Raw genomic sequence first — 15,411 nt, 5'->3', positions numbered from 1 at the left:
ACAGACACGATTGAGGCACTCATGAAGCAAAGAAAATTGAAGTTGCACAAGAAAGCGTTCATCCATTCGGATCAAGGGAGTCATTATACGAGTCCCACATACCAAAAACTTTTGAAGCAAAAGGGATTAGGTCAATCGATGTCTAGAAGGGGGAATTGCTGGGACAATGCGCCACAGGAGTCGTTTTACGGTCATATGAAGGACCATGTTGACCATCGCAGCTGCCCAACATTGGCAGAACTACAACGTAAGATTGACGGTTACATCCGCTACTACAACAACAATCGATATCAATGGGGATTAAAAAAGATGACCCCTGTGCAATACAGGAATCATCTATTGTTAGCTGTCTAGATTTAAACTGAGTTTTTTCAAGTGTCCTTGACAAAGGGTCCAGATCAGCTTCCCTCGGGCTTTTTATTTGTTTCTATTCTGAGCAACTTATTTAGATGGCAAAAATAAGTTTAAATAGTTAAACACATTTTGAGCATTATAACTTATTGATTCAGATCCTGACTGAATATTAGTAATTAAAAACTTTGGTTGTGTTGAGATATCCTTTTCGTTGTTACCAATGCACATAATTTTTTCCATAAAAATCACTCCTTAGTTTAGTTTAATTCAAGCCATTATCAAAGTAATGTTTACGTTTTATCCACTTGAATCCTTCATACTTTGTAATAACGGCTATATCAACAGGTCCACCTACTGTTGGTGGTCCTGGTGTGAATTTGACATATTTTTTTGTCAGATCGGCCAAAAAATCAGCGATATCAATTAAATCCTGAATTGGCATTGCTGGCAATATCAATGGCGATTGAAGATTTTGATCAAGTATGGGAATTATGTTGGCCACTTGTTGATCAGTTAAACCAGAGGCTAACAAAAGTTGAGGAAGCATTTGTGAATAACCTTTAATCAACCTAGCGATTGCTTCTGGCGCGCCCTGCCAATCCACTCCACAATCATCTTGATTTCTTACAAGATATGGACCACTTGAAATACCGCCTTCTAAAATATCAATTCTCCATATTTCCGCTAAGGTGGCGCCAGAAGAATAGCCTCCCAATATAAATCCTAAAGATGGTCTTTGAAAAGGCTGCCAACTGGCAAACTCAACCTGATATCTCTCAGTATATATGAATTCATAAAATTTCTCAGCAACTTCTTGCATAGTGTATGATGCTGTATTGAGGAGGTGTTCAGTATGATTTGTAATCTGATCACGAAAATCCTTTACGAGCGTGGAAATTGACGAGACACCAATACTTCCGCATCCCCATGTGATTGCTCCAATGGGGAGTTCTTTGTGTATATTAAATACTTTGTTGGCATTATCATAAACATTGATAACTCCTGAATGTCCTTGGTTATCTCTAATGAGTATTGAAGATGCACTGTCCGCTGCTAAAACTAAGCCGTCATTTACTTTTAAAGATATTGCAATTGTCAAAATATCATGCCCTTCCGTATGGAAATTTATCACTTAGGTAATTTATACCATATTTCCAGCTTATTTCCTACGGAACGTTTGTTTCTTTTTGCCTTAGTATAAACCTGTTACCTCAGCGCCTTTCTACTTCAAATAAATATTTGACCAGATAACTCCAGTTTGAGTCTGTCATTACCCCCCTTTTCATGAATATCCACTCCGAACCTTTGAAAGTTAGGATAGTTATGTTGTTATAATAGCATTGAAGTTTGAAGAAGTACGGTCAAAGTGCGGCCAATCAAATAAGTCCTTTTCTACGGAACACAGTAAGCAACAAGCTGTAAAAATCATAACTTCGGCCCTCTGGCGTGTCAATCAACCCACTGCTTACAGCGGCAGAAACAGCTTCTCGAGCCCATTCAGGCATAGGTATGCTCGCCTTGGCTTCTAATTCATTAATCTTTTCAATGTGCGCATCTGCCGTGTTCAGCAGCGTTTGAACTTGTCCCTTTAGTACTTCTATTTCATTCAACATATTATCTGCCTCCTGATCATATGTGTGTAATCCATTCACTTCAATGAGAGTGTATAGTTTCATCGCATATTGCGGATCGTTGCTACATCTTTATTGATTTCAGCCTGATCTCGAGCTTTTCGTAGAATACGATGTCTTTTTCGATACGATAGTTTCAGATCACGAATACTGCCCAGCCATTTTGTGGGTTGTTCCATTATAATTTGCCCTCTGCTTTATCTAAGATTGAGCGTTTAAGTTCCTTGTAAGTAAGAAGTAAGTCGGGATCGTCTCGCTGAATCAGTTCTTCTTCCGATAAAGCTCCATAAAGCTGGATGAGAAGTTTCAAGGCTTGATCCTTTTGTTCTTGCGTGGGTCTACCTTTCTCACACAATGCGAAAAAAATACTTAATGATTGAAATGTACTGAATCCATCCATTATTGTTCCCATGTTCAATTCACTCCTTTACTTTTTTGAATGCCAGAGATTCCGTACTTCCATCCACTTCTATCCTTCAATTTGGAATATGGAAATTACAAGACGAAGTCGTAAATATATTAAAAATTGACAAACAATGGAATCTATCTTATATTGGTAATGCACTATAAAAATACATATTTTAGGAGAGTGTTGACTATGAATAAAAAATTTTTTTCCATTGCCTTGGCTTCCGTTATGATGGCTAGCTTCTCCGCAAGTTCTGCTTCCGCCGCAGACTTTAATGCAAGCAAGTATAACAATGTGACTTATGATCAATCTGTAAACATGTGTCAAAACAAAAGCAACTACTACCTGGAAAATGAACCCAATGGAAATTTCACCTATGCAGATAATGTTTGTTTGTACGGAAACAACTACAATTATGGAACAATAGGGTCATCTAATGATGTAGATGTGTATTCTTTTAAAACTGGCCCAATGGATGCTGGAAGAACAGTTAGCGTTATATTAAATAATCCAAATGTCAAAACAGCGTCATTTGCATTGAATAAAGAGTATGGGTCAACATTCCCTAAAACCTATTTTGACTTTAGTGACAATAGAAGTGAGGGCGCTACTTTTACTGCTGAGGCAAACACTAGATATAATATCTATGTTAATCCTGCAGACTCAAGCCCAGATCCATCTCAAAGATACTACGTAAGTGTTTCAATTCAATAGGACCTTCGAAGAGATGCCTGCATTGTGGTGGGCGTCTTTCTTTCTTTCTTCCTTTCTTTCTTTCTTTCTTTCATGCAATTCAGCTTCAATGAATCGTGACAATTCATGTCCGAAAAATTGAGGAGGTATAATAGGAGCTTCTATTTGCGAGAAAAGCAGGTTTCCACGCAAAATAAGAGTCCACAAAGGACTCCTATCTGTTGTAAAAAGCAAGAAATAGCAGCTTCTCAAAGGAATAAGAGCCTTCGAGAGCTGCTATTTGCGTTACAAGGAGATATTCGCATGGAATAAGAGTCCCTAAAGACTCCTCTATCGCACCTAAGCGAACTGTACCAGGTAGTAGTTCTTTTTGCCGCGGCGAACGACAAGGTAAGCTTCTCCCAGTTTGCCAAGATCCTTGGCCACCGCTTCAAGGGATGTCACCTTGACACCGTTAACCGTCACAGCGCCGCTTTCAATATCCTGACGTGCTTGACGCTTGGACGGCGCAGCTCCTACGGCGATAAGCAAGTCTATCAGCGCGATGTCGTCTTGCTCCAGCGTTGTGGAAGGAACATCCTTGAATGCCTCTTCAATCTCTTGGCGGGAAAGATCTTGAATGTTGCCGCTGAATAAAGCTGCGGTGATGTTCAAAGCACTTTCCAGCGCTTCTCCCCCATGTACCAGCTGGGTGACCTCACGGGCAAGCTGCTTCTGCGCTTCTCTTTTCTCAGGCTGCGATTTCACTTCTTCTTCCAACCGTTCGATCTCTTCATGCGAGAGGAAAGTGAAATACTTCAGGAAACGAATCACATCGCTGTCCGCAGTGCCTAGCCAGAACTGATAGAACTGGTACGGCGACGTTTTGCTGGCATCCAGCCAGATGGCGCCACCTTCGGTTTTCCCGAACTTTTGACCATCGCTCTTCGTTACAAGCGGCAGAGTTACCCCGTAAGCGCGCTGATCCGTTGTTTTACCGATAAGCTCGAGTCCAGCTGTGATGTTGCCCCATTGGTCACTTCCGCCAATCTGCAAGGAGCAATTTTTCGTCTCATTCAATTTCAAAAAGTCGTAAGATTGCAAAATCATGTAGCTGAATTCCGTGAATGAAATACCTTTCGTAATACGTGAATCCACGGAATCCTTGGCCAGCATGTAATTAACCGTGAAGTTTTTGCCCACATCCCGTAAAAATTCAATGACATTCAGCGAACCCAGCCAGTCATAGTTGTTGACAAGTTCAGCGCTGTTCTCGATCTCCGTTGAGAAATTGAGAAACCGGGAAAGCTGTTCCTTGATGCTTTGCGACCATGCGACTACGGTTTCCGGTCCATTCAGCGTTCTCTCATTCGCTTTGCCGCTAGGATCACCGATTAGACCTGTACCGCCGCCAACGAGGGCAAGCGGAATATGTCCAGCCTGCTGAAAGCGTCTCAATGTTAAAATTGGCAATAAACTCCCAATATGCAAGCTGTCCGCTGTGGGATCAAATCCACAATAAAGCACTACCCGCTCTTCGCTTAGCTTTTTGTCCAAGCCCTCGCGGTCCGTTATTTGGTGAAGCAGTCCACGAAACTCCAAGTCCTTCAAAATTGTCATGTTCATTCGTCTCCTTTTTCATAGAAAATACAAAAAAGCCTTCTTATCCACAAGGGACGAGAAGACTTGACTCGCGGTACCACCCTAATTAAAACAGCAGTTACGTACAACTATAGATAAGTTCTACGGCTCACTATTTTCACTCAAGAACCTGTAACGGGGTTTAGTCGGCAAATACTACTAGTGCAGTTCCAATTGGCTGCAGGTTCCCATTCACTGCTCAAGACCGTAATTCACTAACCTGCAGGTACCGGTTCGCACCCTCCACCGGCTCTCTGAAAGCATCCACAAGCTACCTACTGCTGATCCATCCATGCATTTGTTTCAATTTATAACATAGGACTGCGGTTATTGTCAAACCATGCTGTCGTCGTTTCTTGCATCACCATTACCGCAATAGGTGCAATTATGGTATACTATTAGCGTTCATGTAAGGAGGATATTGGAACTTATGCGCAATTTTTTCGCGAAATGGAATCGACCTTGGGTGAGAACAACATTCAAAGTCACTTGGATTACTCTTAAATGGACCCTCATCAGCGCTTTTTTGGCAGGAGTATTGGGTGGGTCCGCCGCATTCGGATATGTCAGTGCCTTGGTTAAAAAAGATCCTGTACGCTCCGAAGAATCCATTCGTCAGCAGATTCAGGAAAATGCCGTCACAGGCTTCGCTTATTTCAACGATGACACGCCTATTGGCCAATTGCGCACAGAGGAAGATCGGCGCCTCGCCCAGCTCAATGATATTCCGCAAGTCGTGCTCGATGCGGTGTTGTCCATTGAAGACAAAGATTTCAAATCCCATCACGGGATCGATTTCCGCGGTCTTTACCGGGCCGTGACACAGAAACTACTGAACGAAGAAGTTCAAACCGGCGGCAGCACAATTACACAGCAGCTTGCCAGACGGGTATTTCTCACGCTAGACCGCGATGATGGCCGGAAAGCAAGAGAATTACTACTTGCCTTGCGGATGGAACGTCTGATGTCCAAGGATGAAATTCTCCTCGCCTATCTGAACAAGATTCCTTATGGCAATGGAGCTACGGGCTACAACCTCTACGGCATCAAGGCTGCTGCCAAGGGACTGTTCAACATTGACGACTTAGACAAATTGAATGTCGCGCAAGCCGCTTATTTGGCTGGATTGCCGCAATCGCCATCGCAGTATTCCGCTTTTACGAGCAAGCCTGAATTCGATGAAGATGGCTTCAAAAAAGCGGTTACGCGTGAACAATTAGTATTAAAACGGATGCTTGAAGAAAAGAAAATTACGAATGAACAATATCAAGAGGCCCTGAAGTTTGATCTCAAAAAATCAATGGCCCCTGCCGCTCAAAAAGCCTATACGACTTATCCGTATCTGATGATCGAAACCGAGCAGGAAGCCGCCGAAATTTTGCTGAAAATCCAGAAGCCTGAACTTGATCCTAAGACGAATCAAGCCGCTTATAATGAAGCATTAAAAGGCATACATACGCAGCTTTTGCGCGGCGGTTATCAAATCTACACAACCATCGACAAGACCATTTATGATTCGATGCACGAAATTGCAGCAAACGAGAAAAACTTCGCCCCTACCGATGAGAAAAAAGGCGGTATCGAGCAAGTTGGCGCCATTATGATCGACTCCAAATCAGGAGCCATCAAAGGAATGATTGAGGGCCGCAATTTCTTTAATGAACAGCTCAATCATGCCACACAGGCATTCAGACAGCCAGGTTCCACGATGAAGCCGATCGCTGCCTATATCCCTGCTTTGGAAAAAGGAGCCATTCAACCGGCCAGTATCGTTGATGATATTCCGATTATTCTCAAGGATGGCGTTAAGGGCTTCCATCTACCAGAAAACTGGGACCACAAGTTCCATGGTCTCATGACTGCTAGAAAAGCGTTAAACCAATCCTATAACATCCCAGCCATCGATATCTTCCTGAATAAAGTCGGGATCAATGACGCTTGGGATTTCGCCAAGAAACTGGGTATCACTTCGATTCAAAAGGAAGATTATTATGCTCAGACCGGCGTTATCGGCGGACTTAGCCGCGGTACGTCTGTCAAAGAATTAACTGGCGCGTATGCGTCTATACCTAATAAAGGCGTCTATAATGAGACCTTTATGATTCGTGAGATCAAAGATTCCAATGGCAAGATCATTTATAGCCATAATCAGAAGCCTACACAAGTCTACTCACCACAAAGCGCTTATTTGATTACGGATATGATGAAAACGGTCATTAGCCAAGGCACGGCGACTGACCTAATGAAAAATTATAAATCCTATGGCAAAATCGAGATTTCCGGCAAAACAGGTTCTACACAAGATGATGCCGATGCTTGGTTCATGGGATTCACCCCAGACATCACAGTTGGTGTGTGGATTGGTTACGATCAACCGATTAATAAATTGTCATCGTCGACGAAATCAACGCAAGCGCATCAAACGTATCACGCCAAAGACGTATGGGCGCTGATCATGAACAGGACGATTGAGCAGAAGCCAGAGCTCTTCCCAACCAAAACATTTGCCAAACCGGACGGCATCGTCTCAGCAACGGTATCCAGCTTATCAGGGAAACTGCCAAGCGAGTTAACATCCGGTTCAGACCATCAAGTTACCGACATTTTCAACAAGAAGTTCGTCCCAACGGAAGTTGACAATGTCATGGTCAAAATGAAGATCAGCTCCTATAATGGTCTAAATTATATGGCGCAAGACACAACGCCAGCTGATTTCGTCCAAGAGAAAACCGTCATCAAACGGCAGAAATCAATCAGTCAACTGTTGAAAGAAGTTCAAGATGCGATGAACAAGCTTCCAGAGAAAAGCAGAAAATCGATTGACAACTACAAGCCTACAGACTACGACGACGATGCGCCATCAGAGCTCGACCCACGGGTTGACGACGGCAAAGAGCCGCCGGCTCCAACGAATGTCGTCACGACGAAGTCCGGAGATACAGCGACCATTACATTTGCAGCTAACACTAACCCTGACTTGGTCGGTTATCGCCTTTACCGATCAGATAACCGGGGCAAATTCCAGCTCATGGGCGGCAAAGTGGTTATGGCCGGAGAAGAAACGAAATTCGTTGACCATATCTCCGCTTCAAGTTTGGTCGGATATTATGTGACAGCTGTCGACGTTGCTGGCAAAGAATCACCAGCTAGCCGTTCTTCCTTTACCGATGGAAGCTCTATAGATTCCTTATTCGTACCTCCTCTGGACGGAAATGAAATTCCAGGCTCAACCCCTCCTCCTACGAGTACGCCTAATGGTGGAACAGGTGAGAATAACGGAGGAAACGGCACTGGCACTGGCAACGGCAATACCGCGAGTCCGAGCCCGTCAGCCAAAGATCTGCCTGCTGCACCATCAGGCCTCAAAGCCAAAGAAGATGGCGCAGGTATTGCATTGACCTGGAAAGCGAATGCTGCCAAAGACAAAGTGAAGAAATATAACGTTTATTTCAGCGACAAAGAAAAAGGAACCTTCGCGAAGCTCGGTTCTGTGGATAATGCAACCGAATTCCATTACTACGCAGCGGCCTACAACGGCTATTACAAAGTAACCGCCGTGAATGATGCCGGAGAGTCCAAACCGTCTGCTGCCATTGCATTTAATAATTAAAAAAGAAAGAAGATCCGCTCATCGGATCTTCTTTTTTTTCATGAAAAAAAAAGCTTCCCTCACACCAACAATCCCGGTGCAAAGAAAGCTTTCATCCTCTATTTAGTCTTCAATCGTTGATAAGTCGCCTGTTGGCAAATTGAGCTCCCAAGCTTTCAGCACACGGCGCATAATTTTACCGCTGCGTGTTTTGGGCAGCTTGTCTTTAAATTCTATTTCACGAGGCGCTGCATGAGCAGACAGCCCTTCTTTGACGAATTTAGAAATATCGGCCTTGAGTTCATCCGATGGCGTAAAGCCTTCACGCAGAGCGATAAAAGCTTTAATAATCTCTCCCCGCATCGGGTCAGGTTTACCGATTACACCTGCCTCTGCAACAGCAGGATGCTCAACAAGCTTGCTTTCCACTTCAAAAGGACCTACCCGCTCGCCAGCCGTGTTGATAACATCATCCACTCGGCCTTGGAACCAGAAATACCCCTCTTCGTCTTGATAAGCCGAATCACCGGAAACATACCAGCCTGTCAAACGGAAGTATTCCTCGTATTTGGCAGGATTGTTCCAAATTTTGCGCATCATGGATGGCCATGGTGTTCTAATCGCAAGGTTCCCCATGCGGTTAGGAGGCAAGACATTGCCTGCATCATCAATAATCGCGGCTTCGACACCTGGAATCGGACGACCCATAGATCCTGGCTTAATCGTCATCGACGGGTAGTTGCAAATCAACTGTCCGCCTGTCTCCGTCATCCACCATGTATCATGAATACGCTGGTTATACACTTTGAGTCCCCAACGAACGACTTCCGGATTCAACGGCTCGCCTACACTGAGCACATGACGCAGCGAGGATAGATCATATCCGGAAACGACATCATCACCGGCACCCATCAACATACGGAAAGCAGTCGGAGCACTATACCACACGGTAACTTTATACTTCTGCAGCGTGCTGTACCAATCTTGCGGGCTAAAACGTCCGCCACGAATCACATTCGTCGCGCCATTCAACCATGGAGCAAAGATGCCGTAGGAGGTTCCTGTTACCCAACCTGGATCGGCTGTACACCAGTAAATATCATCCTCTTGAAGATCCAATACAACTTGACCTGTATAATAATGCTGAATCATTGCGTTCTGTACGTGAAAGACACCCTTAGGCTTGCCTGTTGATCCCGAGGTGTAGTGGATAATTAAGCCATCTTCCCGATCCAACCACTCGATGTCTAATTCCGTTGACGCTTTCGCCATTTCCTTGTAGAAATCTACTTGACCTTCAGCAAGCTGAACATCTTCGCCTACAACAATGACATGTTTCAGATGAGGAAGTTCGTTATAAGGTACACGGGAAAGCAAGCTTGGCGTAGTAATAATAGCTACAGCTTCACTATCTTCCAAACGGTCTCTCACCGCTGTCTCCATAAAAGCTTCGAACAAAGGACCCACAACGGCTCCAACTTTAAGCGTACCGAGCAAGGCATAATAAAGTTCAGGAGTACGCGGCATGAAAATAAAAACACGCTCGCCTTTGCCAATACCAAGACCGCGCAGCACATTGCCGAATTGGTTTGATTTCTCTTTCATCTGACCAAAGGTAATCGCTTCTTCTCTAACATTATCGCTGTAATAAAGCGCGATTTTGTCCTTTTTGGATGATTCAGCATGGCGGTCGATCGCTTCATAGGCCATGTTCACTTTCCCTGTTTCATACCATGAAAAACTTTTCTCGATGTCTTTCCAGTCAAATGCTGCATGTGTTTGTTCGTAATTTTGCATGTTTGGGTTAGGGGATACCGCTTCAATGAGTTCAACTTTCATTTGATCCATGTACGTAAAACCCTCCTCATCTTATAAACCGCTTTCATTTTACTGATGTATTTGAGCAAAATGTGATCGATTTTTGACATATTCTATTATATCATACTGGGAATTATTCGCATACGTAAAAATTCGGCTTTTAATCCCATGCAAAATTTGGTATAAGAATACTATGACCTAAGGGAAAAGGAAACTTCCATCATGCTGTTTTTCAAAAGGAGAGCTAAAGTTATGCAGCATATCAAAATCTATCACTCACACAGCTTGCAAGCCGCTCCTGATCAACCAGAGATTATCATTGAAGGCCCCGTTTCAGCTGAACATTTGCAAGGTCTAACCATGCATAACAAATTGGACGCGTTCCGCAGACCCAAAGAGCAGCTGGAAGCCTTAATTGAGATCGCACAATTACCGGAAGGACGTATAATAATTGCAAGGGATGCTTCTACGATCGTAGGCTACGTCACCTTCCATTATCCCGATGAAATTGAGCGCTGGTCACAAGGTCATATGCAGGATCTAATTGAATTAGGAGCTATTGAAGTCGCTGACGACTATCGTACGGTTGGCTTGGGTAAAAAGATGATTCGCCTTGCCTTTGCGGGAGATCAAATGGAGAATGTCATCTGTTTCACCACCGAGTACTACTGGCACTGGGATCTAGAAACAAGCAAACTAACGGTATGGGAATATCGTCAAATGATGGAGAAATTAATGAAGAGCGTCGACATGATCTGGTTCGCAACCGACGATCCCGAGATCTGCTCGCATCCGGCTAACTGCCTGATGGTGCGCATTGGCAAGCTGGTGCCTATTTCTTCGGCAGAGCAGTTCGATCGCATTCGCTTCCAACAACGATTTATGTATTAGTTTCTGAACGATCAAGAGATTTCTAGGGCTTCAAGCAAGATTGTTAGCCAATTCGGGGGAATTTGGGATATGAACAAGGGTGCAGCTGGTCCAGTCTTTATTTATGATGAGGAAGAAATTCACTATAAATTCAATGAGAACCATCCGTTCAATCAAGACCGTCTGACGATGACGGTTGATTTGCTGCGCAAGTCAGGCGCCCTGCCTGACAGCGCACTTCGGAAGCCACGATCGGCCACGGATAGCGAGCTATTGCGGGTCCACTCCCAGGCTTATCTGGAAGCTGTGAAAGCACTTAGCTGTTCCGTGCCGGAGGAGCGTTGGGTCCGAGAAGCCGCCCGCTTCGGGCTGGACACCGATGATACGCCTTACTTTGCTGGGATGCATGACATCACAGCCAAGGTTGTAGGCGGTTCCATCACCGCAGTCGATCTGGTGATGTCAGACAAAGCCCCGCACGCCCTCCACCTGGGCGGCGGCTTGCACCATGCGCTGCAAAGCAAGGGTGCCGGCTTCTGCGTCTACAACGACGCTTCTGCGGCGATTGCGCATGCCAAAGAAACGTACGGCGCGAAGGTACTGTACGTCGATACGGACGTGCATCACGGGGATGGTGTGCAGTGGGGCTTCTACACCGATCCCCAGGTATGCACGCTGTCCATTCATGAGACGGGGAAATTTCTGTTCCCCGGCACTGGGGCTGTGAACGAACGCGGCGAAGGCGAAGCGTTCGGTACAAGTATTAACGTTCCGGTGGAGCCCTACACCGAGGACGACTCCTGGCTGGAATGCTTCAGCGAGGTCCTCACGGAGACGATTGCCCGCTTCCAGCCGGACATCATTATCTCGCAGCATGGATGCGACGCCCATGCATTGGACCCGCTCGCGCATGTGCATTGCTCCATGCGCGTGTACAAGGCTATGCCCGAGCTGATCCACCAACTGGCGCACCAATGGTGCGAAGGGCGCTGGGTGGCGCTCGGGGGCGGCGGGTACGACATCTGGCGCGTCGTACCGCGGGCCTGGAGCCTGCTCTGGCTCGTGATGAGCGAGCAGGCGGTCTTGGACCAGCTGGAGGCTCAGCCGCAGCTGGCGCTCCCGCAGGCGTGGCTGGACGCCTGGCAGAGCAAGAGTCCCGTCCAGCTAGCCGATACGTGGCTGGACCCTGTCGAGACTTGGGCGCCGATTCCGAGGCGCCAAGCGATTGCCGAGAAGAATCGGCATACCAAAGAACTGTCCATGCTCTATTTGAAATAAGATACAAAAGCTCAGTAAACGGCCAATTCGGCAAGTACTGAGCTTTTGTATTTGTCATTTTTTATTCGTAATATTTTACCCATATTTTTTTATAATTTTATAAGTGTTTTACAATTTCCTCAACCATCTTGTACGAATTCTCCGATGCCAAAACCGTGAACTCGGCAAAGTTCACATGTGCAGAGCCATCAGCCTTGTCGGACATAGAGCGCAGCACCACGTAAGGAACGGCATTCATTGAGCACACTTGAGCCACCGAAGCTCCTTCCATTTCAACACAAACACCGCCAAGCTCTTGATGAAGACTTGCTACCGCTTCTCGGCTGGCAATGAACTGATCACCGGAAAGCACTCTCCCCTTCTTGACCTTGCCCGCAAACAGCTTCTCACCTGAGGCAACGGCCAGCTCCACCAGCTTAGCATCGGCTTCAAATACAGATTTGGCTTCATAGGGAATAATTCCGCGAGGAAATCCAAGCGCCGTCACATCCATATCATGCTGCATGCATTCGCTGGAAATAACAAGATCCCCAATATTCAGTTCAGGGTCCAACGCTCCCGCAACACCTGTAAAAATAATGGCTTCGACCTGAAAGCTATCAATCAGAATCTGCGTCGTCACGGCCGCATTTACTTTCCCTACCCCTGTTTTGCAAACGACAGCCTGCTTGCCTAAATAAGTGCCTTCTCGAAATGTAATCCCCGCTTTAACTGTTTCACGCACATCGCTCATCTGTGAAACCAGTCGTTCAATTTCCTCATTCATTGCGCCGATAAGCGCGAGCTTCGTCCAAGTCATTTCATTATCCTCTTTTCCTAGTGGTTACATGAGAAAACCTCTACCGCAGCCAGCCCAGAAGGGCTGACCTCGATTAGAGGTTTTTAGATTAAGATTGTTGTGAAACCGAATTACGGTAAATAATTTCGTGCGGCAGAATAACCTGCATATTATCCGTTGACTCTTTGTTCATCAGCTTTGTGAGCAATCGCATCGAGACTGCACCGATATCATACATAGGCTGAGCAACGGTTGTTAATGTCGGTCTAACCATCGACGCCATCCGGATATTATCCACACTGATGACTGCGATATCTTCCGGCACTCTTAATCCGTTATCCTGAATCGTATGAATAGCGCCAATTGCCATTTCGTCAGTTGCCGAGAAGATCGCTGTTGGTCTAGGAGAAAGCTCCAAGAAGTAATTCACAGCATCAACGCTGGACTCATAACGATAGTTGCCAATGCGTACGTACTCATCACGCAGTTCAATTCCAGCTTCATCTAATGCTCTTTTGTAGCCTTGATAACGGGCAAAGCCGTTCGCAGGATCCTGAAGCGTACCGGAAATCATCGCAATATCACGATGTCCCGCTGCGATCAATACATTCACAGCATCGAAAGCGGCTTTCTCATGATCGATATCTACGGAAGCCATCACTTGATTCTCATCCTTCGTTCCGCAAAGCACGACAGGAACGGACGATGTGCGGAATGCTTGCGCATGATCCTCGGTTACAACGCCACCCATGAAAAGCAGTCCATCAACTTGCTTCTCAAGCAACGTGTTAATAACACGAATTTCTTTTTCTTTCTTCTTATCGGCGTTACACAAAATGATATTGTAATGATACATATTCGCAATATCTTCAATCCCACGCGCTACTTCAGCAAAGATCGAATTGGAGATATCGGGAATAACAACGCCAACCGTTGTCGTCTTCTTGCTGGCCAATCCTCTTGCTACCGCATTAGGGCGGTATCCAAGACGTTCAATGGCTTCAAAAACCTTCTTGCGTGTCTGCGGCTTCACGTTCGGATTGTTGTTCACAACCCGTGAAACGGTTGCCATGGAAACTCCTGCTTCTCTTGCTACATCATAAATGGTTACGGTCACGGTTACTCTCTCCATTTTCAAAAGTATTCTGCGATCCTAGTATATTAAAGTTATGATACGACAAATTAATCCATCTTGCAATGTAAATTGAAAATGCTTTGAAAATAATTTCATTTCATTTTCAAAAGTACCACATTTTATGTATAAAAGCCAACCCCAGAGGGATTGGCCGACGATACTTATGTCGAAATAGCACTCTGTGTAATTTGCGATAGCCTTTTGCGAATTTCTTCCGTCCAAGGCTCGTCACCCAGCGATTGTGCTAGCAATAAGATGTCTAACAACTCATTAATTCGTTCTTCCACGATTTTCTCCATGGAATCATTCATATGCTCTTTCTCTGTCACTTTCAGCAGTAGAAAGGCAACCTCTGAAAGCTCATGGAAAAACAGCTGCTGTTTGTCGGGCTTACTTCCCAGCTTACCGATTAAGCTCGTAAGTTCAGGCTTAACGTGAGGCACAACCTCACTTCGACCGCACGCTTCACAGGAGTAAATAGGCACATTCTCAATGTCGACTTTGTTCTGATAAATAACCGTACGCAGACGAAGGTTCATCGTGCGTCCGCACTTGCAATACTTTTGCATTCTAACACTCCTTCACGGGCAGGCGGCATGTACCTTAGTTTCTTGTACTATGATATTCTACTATCTCAGTCAATTTCCTTCCGACTTATGAGTAGTAGTTTTTGCCACCTATGGAAGTGAGATGTTACTTTGCCTGTTCCTTATTGAATTGAATAAGTTCATCCACAAAGCGTTTGGAAAATGCCGGAAGGTCCGGTGGTCTGCGACCAGAAATGATATTGCGGTCAACGACAACTTCTTCATCCAGCCAGATAGCGCCAGCATTCTCAAGATCATCGCGAATCCCCGGTGTAGACGTCATGGTGTAGCCCTTCACGATTTTCGCTGAGATCAACACCCAGCCTGCATGACAAATCTGCGCAATCGGTTTCTCATCCGCATGAAACTCTTGTGTCAACCGAATGACGTCCGGGTATCTGCGCAGCTTGTCAGGCGCCCAGCCTCCCGGAACATAGAGTCCGATATAATCCGATGATTTGACTTCGTCAAACGCATAATCAGTCGTAATGGGCACACCATACTTGCCGTGATAGACGGCTTTGGCTTTAGGCCCAACAATATCCACGACAACCCCAGCTTCACGCAAGCGCAGCACAGGGTACCACATCTCCAAATCTTCAAACTCTTCATCCACAAAAGCCAGTACTTTCGTTCCTGTCAATGCCAT

General features: G+C 45.4%; 16 protein-coding genes and 1 other annotated feature. Of the genes, 5 read left to right on the top strand and 11 right to left on the bottom strand.

Translation table 11 applies throughout. The annotated features are described in order from the left end of the window. A partial coding sequence (locus BC351_RS36750) for an IS3 family transposase (protein ID WP_144028443.1) occupies positions 1 to 354 on the top strand: 354 nt, incomplete at its 5' end. Positions 355 to 441: 87 nt separating this feature from the next. On the opposite strand, the gene BC351_RS42610 is transcribed toward BC351_RS36750, so the two are convergent. The 5 genes from BC351_RS42610 to BC351_RS36735 all read right to left on the bottom strand — a co-directional run bounded on the left by BC351_RS42610 (position 442) and on the right by BC351_RS36735 (position 2,397). Beyond that, on the bottom strand, positions 442 to 594 hold the full coding sequence (locus BC351_RS42610) for a hypothetical protein (RefSeq protein ID WP_158082360.1): 153 nt from the start codon (positions 592 to 594) through the stop codon (positions 442 to 444). Between the two features lie 22 nt (positions 595 to 616). Then, positions 617 to 1,453: an Ntn hydrolase family protein gene (locus tag BC351_RS36745; RefSeq protein ID WP_079420487.1), complete on the bottom strand. Its 837-nt coding sequence runs from the start codon at positions 1,451 to 1,453 to the stop codon at positions 617 to 619. Positions 1,454 to 1,730: 277 nt separating this feature from the next. Then, positions 1,731 to 1,967, bottom strand: coding sequence for a hypothetical protein (locus tag BC351_RS36740; protein WP_079420485.1), 237 nt, complete (start codon positions 1,965 to 1,967; stop codon positions 1,731 to 1,733). 59 nt (positions 1,968 to 2,026) lie between these two features. Then, positions 2,027 to 2,164: a hypothetical protein gene (locus BC351_RS42605; RefSeq protein WP_158082359.1), complete on the bottom strand. Its 138-nt coding sequence runs from the start codon at positions 2,162 to 2,164 to the stop codon at positions 2,027 to 2,029. Further along, positions 2,164 to 2,397 (bottom strand): hypothetical protein, encoded by a 234-nt coding sequence (locus BC351_RS36735; RefSeq protein WP_079420483.1) that lies wholly within the window; start codon positions 2,395 to 2,397, stop codon positions 2,164 to 2,166. Before BC351_RS36735 ends, BC351_RS42605 begins: the two co-directional genes overlap by 1 nt. Positions 2,398 to 2,583: 186 nt before the next feature. Between BC351_RS36735 and BC351_RS36730 the strand changes: the two genes are divergently transcribed. Beyond that, positions 2,584 to 3,108: a hypothetical protein gene (locus BC351_RS36730; protein WP_079420481.1), complete on the top strand. Its 525-nt coding sequence runs from the start codon at positions 2,584 to 2,586 to the stop codon at positions 3,106 to 3,108. Positions 3,109 to 3,426: 318 nt separating this feature from the next. Here the strand turns inward: BC351_RS36730 and tyrS are convergent, their stop codons facing one another. Continuing rightward, positions 3,427 to 4,686 carry a tyrosine--tRNA ligase gene (gene tyrS, locus BC351_RS36720; protein WP_079420477.1) on the bottom strand — a complete coding sequence of 420 codons (1,260 nt, stop codon included), beginning with the start codon at positions 4,684 to 4,686 and terminating at the stop codon, positions 3,427 to 3,429. 49 nt (positions 4,687 to 4,735) lie between these two features. Beyond that, positions 4,736 to 5,009 (bottom strand) — a binding site (T-box leader). A gap of 128 nt (positions 5,010 to 5,137) precedes the next feature. On the opposite strand from tyrS, the gene BC351_RS36715 reads away from it, so the two are divergent. Further along, the gene (locus BC351_RS36715; protein ID WP_079420475.1) at positions 5,138 to 8,317 is read left to right on the top strand and encodes a transglycosylase domain-containing protein; all 3,180 of its coding nucleotides are present in this window, start codon (positions 5,138 to 5,140) and stop codon (positions 8,315 to 8,317) included. A 102-nt stretch (positions 8,318 to 8,419) separates the two neighbouring features. On the opposite strand, the gene acsA is transcribed toward BC351_RS36715, so the two are convergent. Next, complete coding sequence (gene acsA, locus BC351_RS36710) at positions 8,420 to 10,144, bottom strand: acetate--CoA ligase (protein ID WP_079420473.1); 1,725 nt, start codon at positions 10,142 to 10,144, stop codon at positions 8,420 to 8,422. 222 nt (positions 10,145 to 10,366) lie between these two features. Between acsA and BC351_RS36705 the strand changes: the two genes are divergently transcribed. Beyond that, positions 10,367 to 11,005, top strand: a complete 639-nt coding sequence (locus BC351_RS36705; protein WP_079420471.1) for a GNAT family N-acetyltransferase — start codon at positions 10,367 to 10,369, stop codon at positions 11,003 to 11,005. Positions 11,006 to 11,074: 69 nt separating this feature from the next. After that, entirely contained in the window at positions 11,075 to 12,262 is a 1,188-nt protein-coding gene (locus BC351_RS36700) for an acetoin utilization protein AcuC (protein ID WP_079420469.1), read from the top strand. Positions 12,263 to 12,359: 97 nt separating this feature from the next. Here the strand turns inward: BC351_RS36700 and BC351_RS36695 are convergent, their stop codons facing one another. The 4 genes from BC351_RS36695 to BC351_RS36680 form a co-directional block, all read right to left on the bottom strand. After that, positions 12,360 to 13,061, bottom strand: coding sequence for a 5'-methylthioadenosine/adenosylhomocysteine nucleosidase (locus BC351_RS36695; RefSeq protein ID WP_079420467.1), 702 nt, complete (start codon positions 13,059 to 13,061; stop codon positions 12,360 to 12,362). 88 nt (positions 13,062 to 13,149) lie between these two features. Continuing rightward, a complete protein-coding gene (ccpA, locus tag BC351_RS36690; RefSeq protein WP_079420465.1) occupies positions 13,150 to 14,157 on the bottom strand; it encodes a catabolite control protein A in 1,008 nt (335 codons plus the stop codon). A gap of 179 nt (positions 14,158 to 14,336) precedes the next feature. Continuing rightward, on the bottom strand, positions 14,337 to 14,744 hold the full coding sequence (locus tag BC351_RS36685) for a hypothetical protein (protein ID WP_079420463.1): 408 nt from the start codon (positions 14,742 to 14,744) through the stop codon (positions 14,337 to 14,339). Between the two features lie 124 nt (positions 14,745 to 14,868). Next, positions 14,869 to 15,411: a type 1 glutamine amidotransferase domain-containing protein gene (locus BC351_RS36680; protein ID WP_079420461.1), complete on the bottom strand. Its 543-nt coding sequence runs from the start codon at positions 15,409 to 15,411 to the stop codon at positions 14,869 to 14,871.

It is taken from the genome of Paenibacillus ferrarius (assembly GCF_002027705.1).
Classification (GTDB): Bacteria; Bacillota; Bacilli; order Paenibacillales; family NBRC-103111; genus Paenibacillus_E; species Paenibacillus_E ferrarius.
The sequence above is the reverse complement of the archived record's forward strand: the minus strand, read 5'-3'. Positions and strand labels throughout refer to the sequence as shown.

What these genes read in the sequence shown, in the direction of transcription:
- BC351_RS42605 (WP_158082359.1), bottom strand. Translation starts at nt 2,164, where the DNA reads ATGGAACAACCCACAAAATGGCTGGGCAGTATTCGTGATCTGAAACTA.
- BC351_RS36740 (WP_079420485.1), bottom strand. Translation starts at nt 1,967, where the DNA reads ATGTTGAATGAAATAGAAGTACTAAAGGGACAAGTTCAAACGCTGCTG.
- acsA (WP_079420473.1), bottom strand. Translation starts at nt 10,144, where the DNA reads ATGGATCAAATGAAAGTTGAACTCATTGAAGCGGTATCCCCTAACCCA.
- BC351_RS36700 (WP_079420469.1), top strand. Translation starts at nt 11,075, where the DNA reads ATGAACAAGGGTGCAGCTGGTCCAGTCTTTATTTATGATGAGGAAGAA.
- BC351_RS42610 (WP_158082360.1), bottom strand. Translation starts at nt 594, where the DNA reads ATGGAAAAAATTATGTGCATTGGTAACAACGAAAAGGATATCTCAACA.
- BC351_RS36695 (WP_079420467.1), bottom strand. Translation starts at nt 13,061, where the DNA reads ATGACTTGGACGAAGCTCGCGCTTATCGGCGCAATGAATGAGGAAATT.
- BC351_RS36705 (WP_079420471.1), top strand. Translation starts at nt 10,367, where the DNA reads ATGCAGCATATCAAAATCTATCACTCACACAGCTTGCAAGCCGCTCCT.
- tyrS (WP_079420477.1), bottom strand. Translation starts at nt 4,686, where the DNA reads ATGACAATTTTGAAGGACTTGGAGTTTCGTGGACTGCTTCACCAAATA.
- BC351_RS36685 (WP_079420463.1), bottom strand. Translation starts at nt 14,744, where the DNA reads ATGCAAAAGTATTGCAAGTGCGGACGCACGATGAACCTTCGTCTGCGT.
- BC351_RS36680 (WP_079420461.1), bottom strand. Translation starts at nt 15,411, where the DNA reads ATGGCATTGACAGGAACGAAAGTACTGGCTTTTGTGGATGAAGAGTTT.
- BC351_RS36735 (WP_079420483.1), bottom strand. Translation starts at nt 2,397, where the DNA reads ATGGGAACAATAATGGATGGATTCAGTACATTTCAATCATTAAGTATT.
- BC351_RS36715 (WP_079420475.1), top strand. Translation starts at nt 5,138, where the DNA reads ATGCGCAATTTTTTCGCGAAATGGAATCGACCTTGGGTGAGAACAACA.
- BC351_RS36730 (WP_079420481.1), top strand. Translation starts at nt 2,584, where the DNA reads ATGAATAAAAAATTTTTTTCCATTGCCTTGGCTTCCGTTATGATGGCT.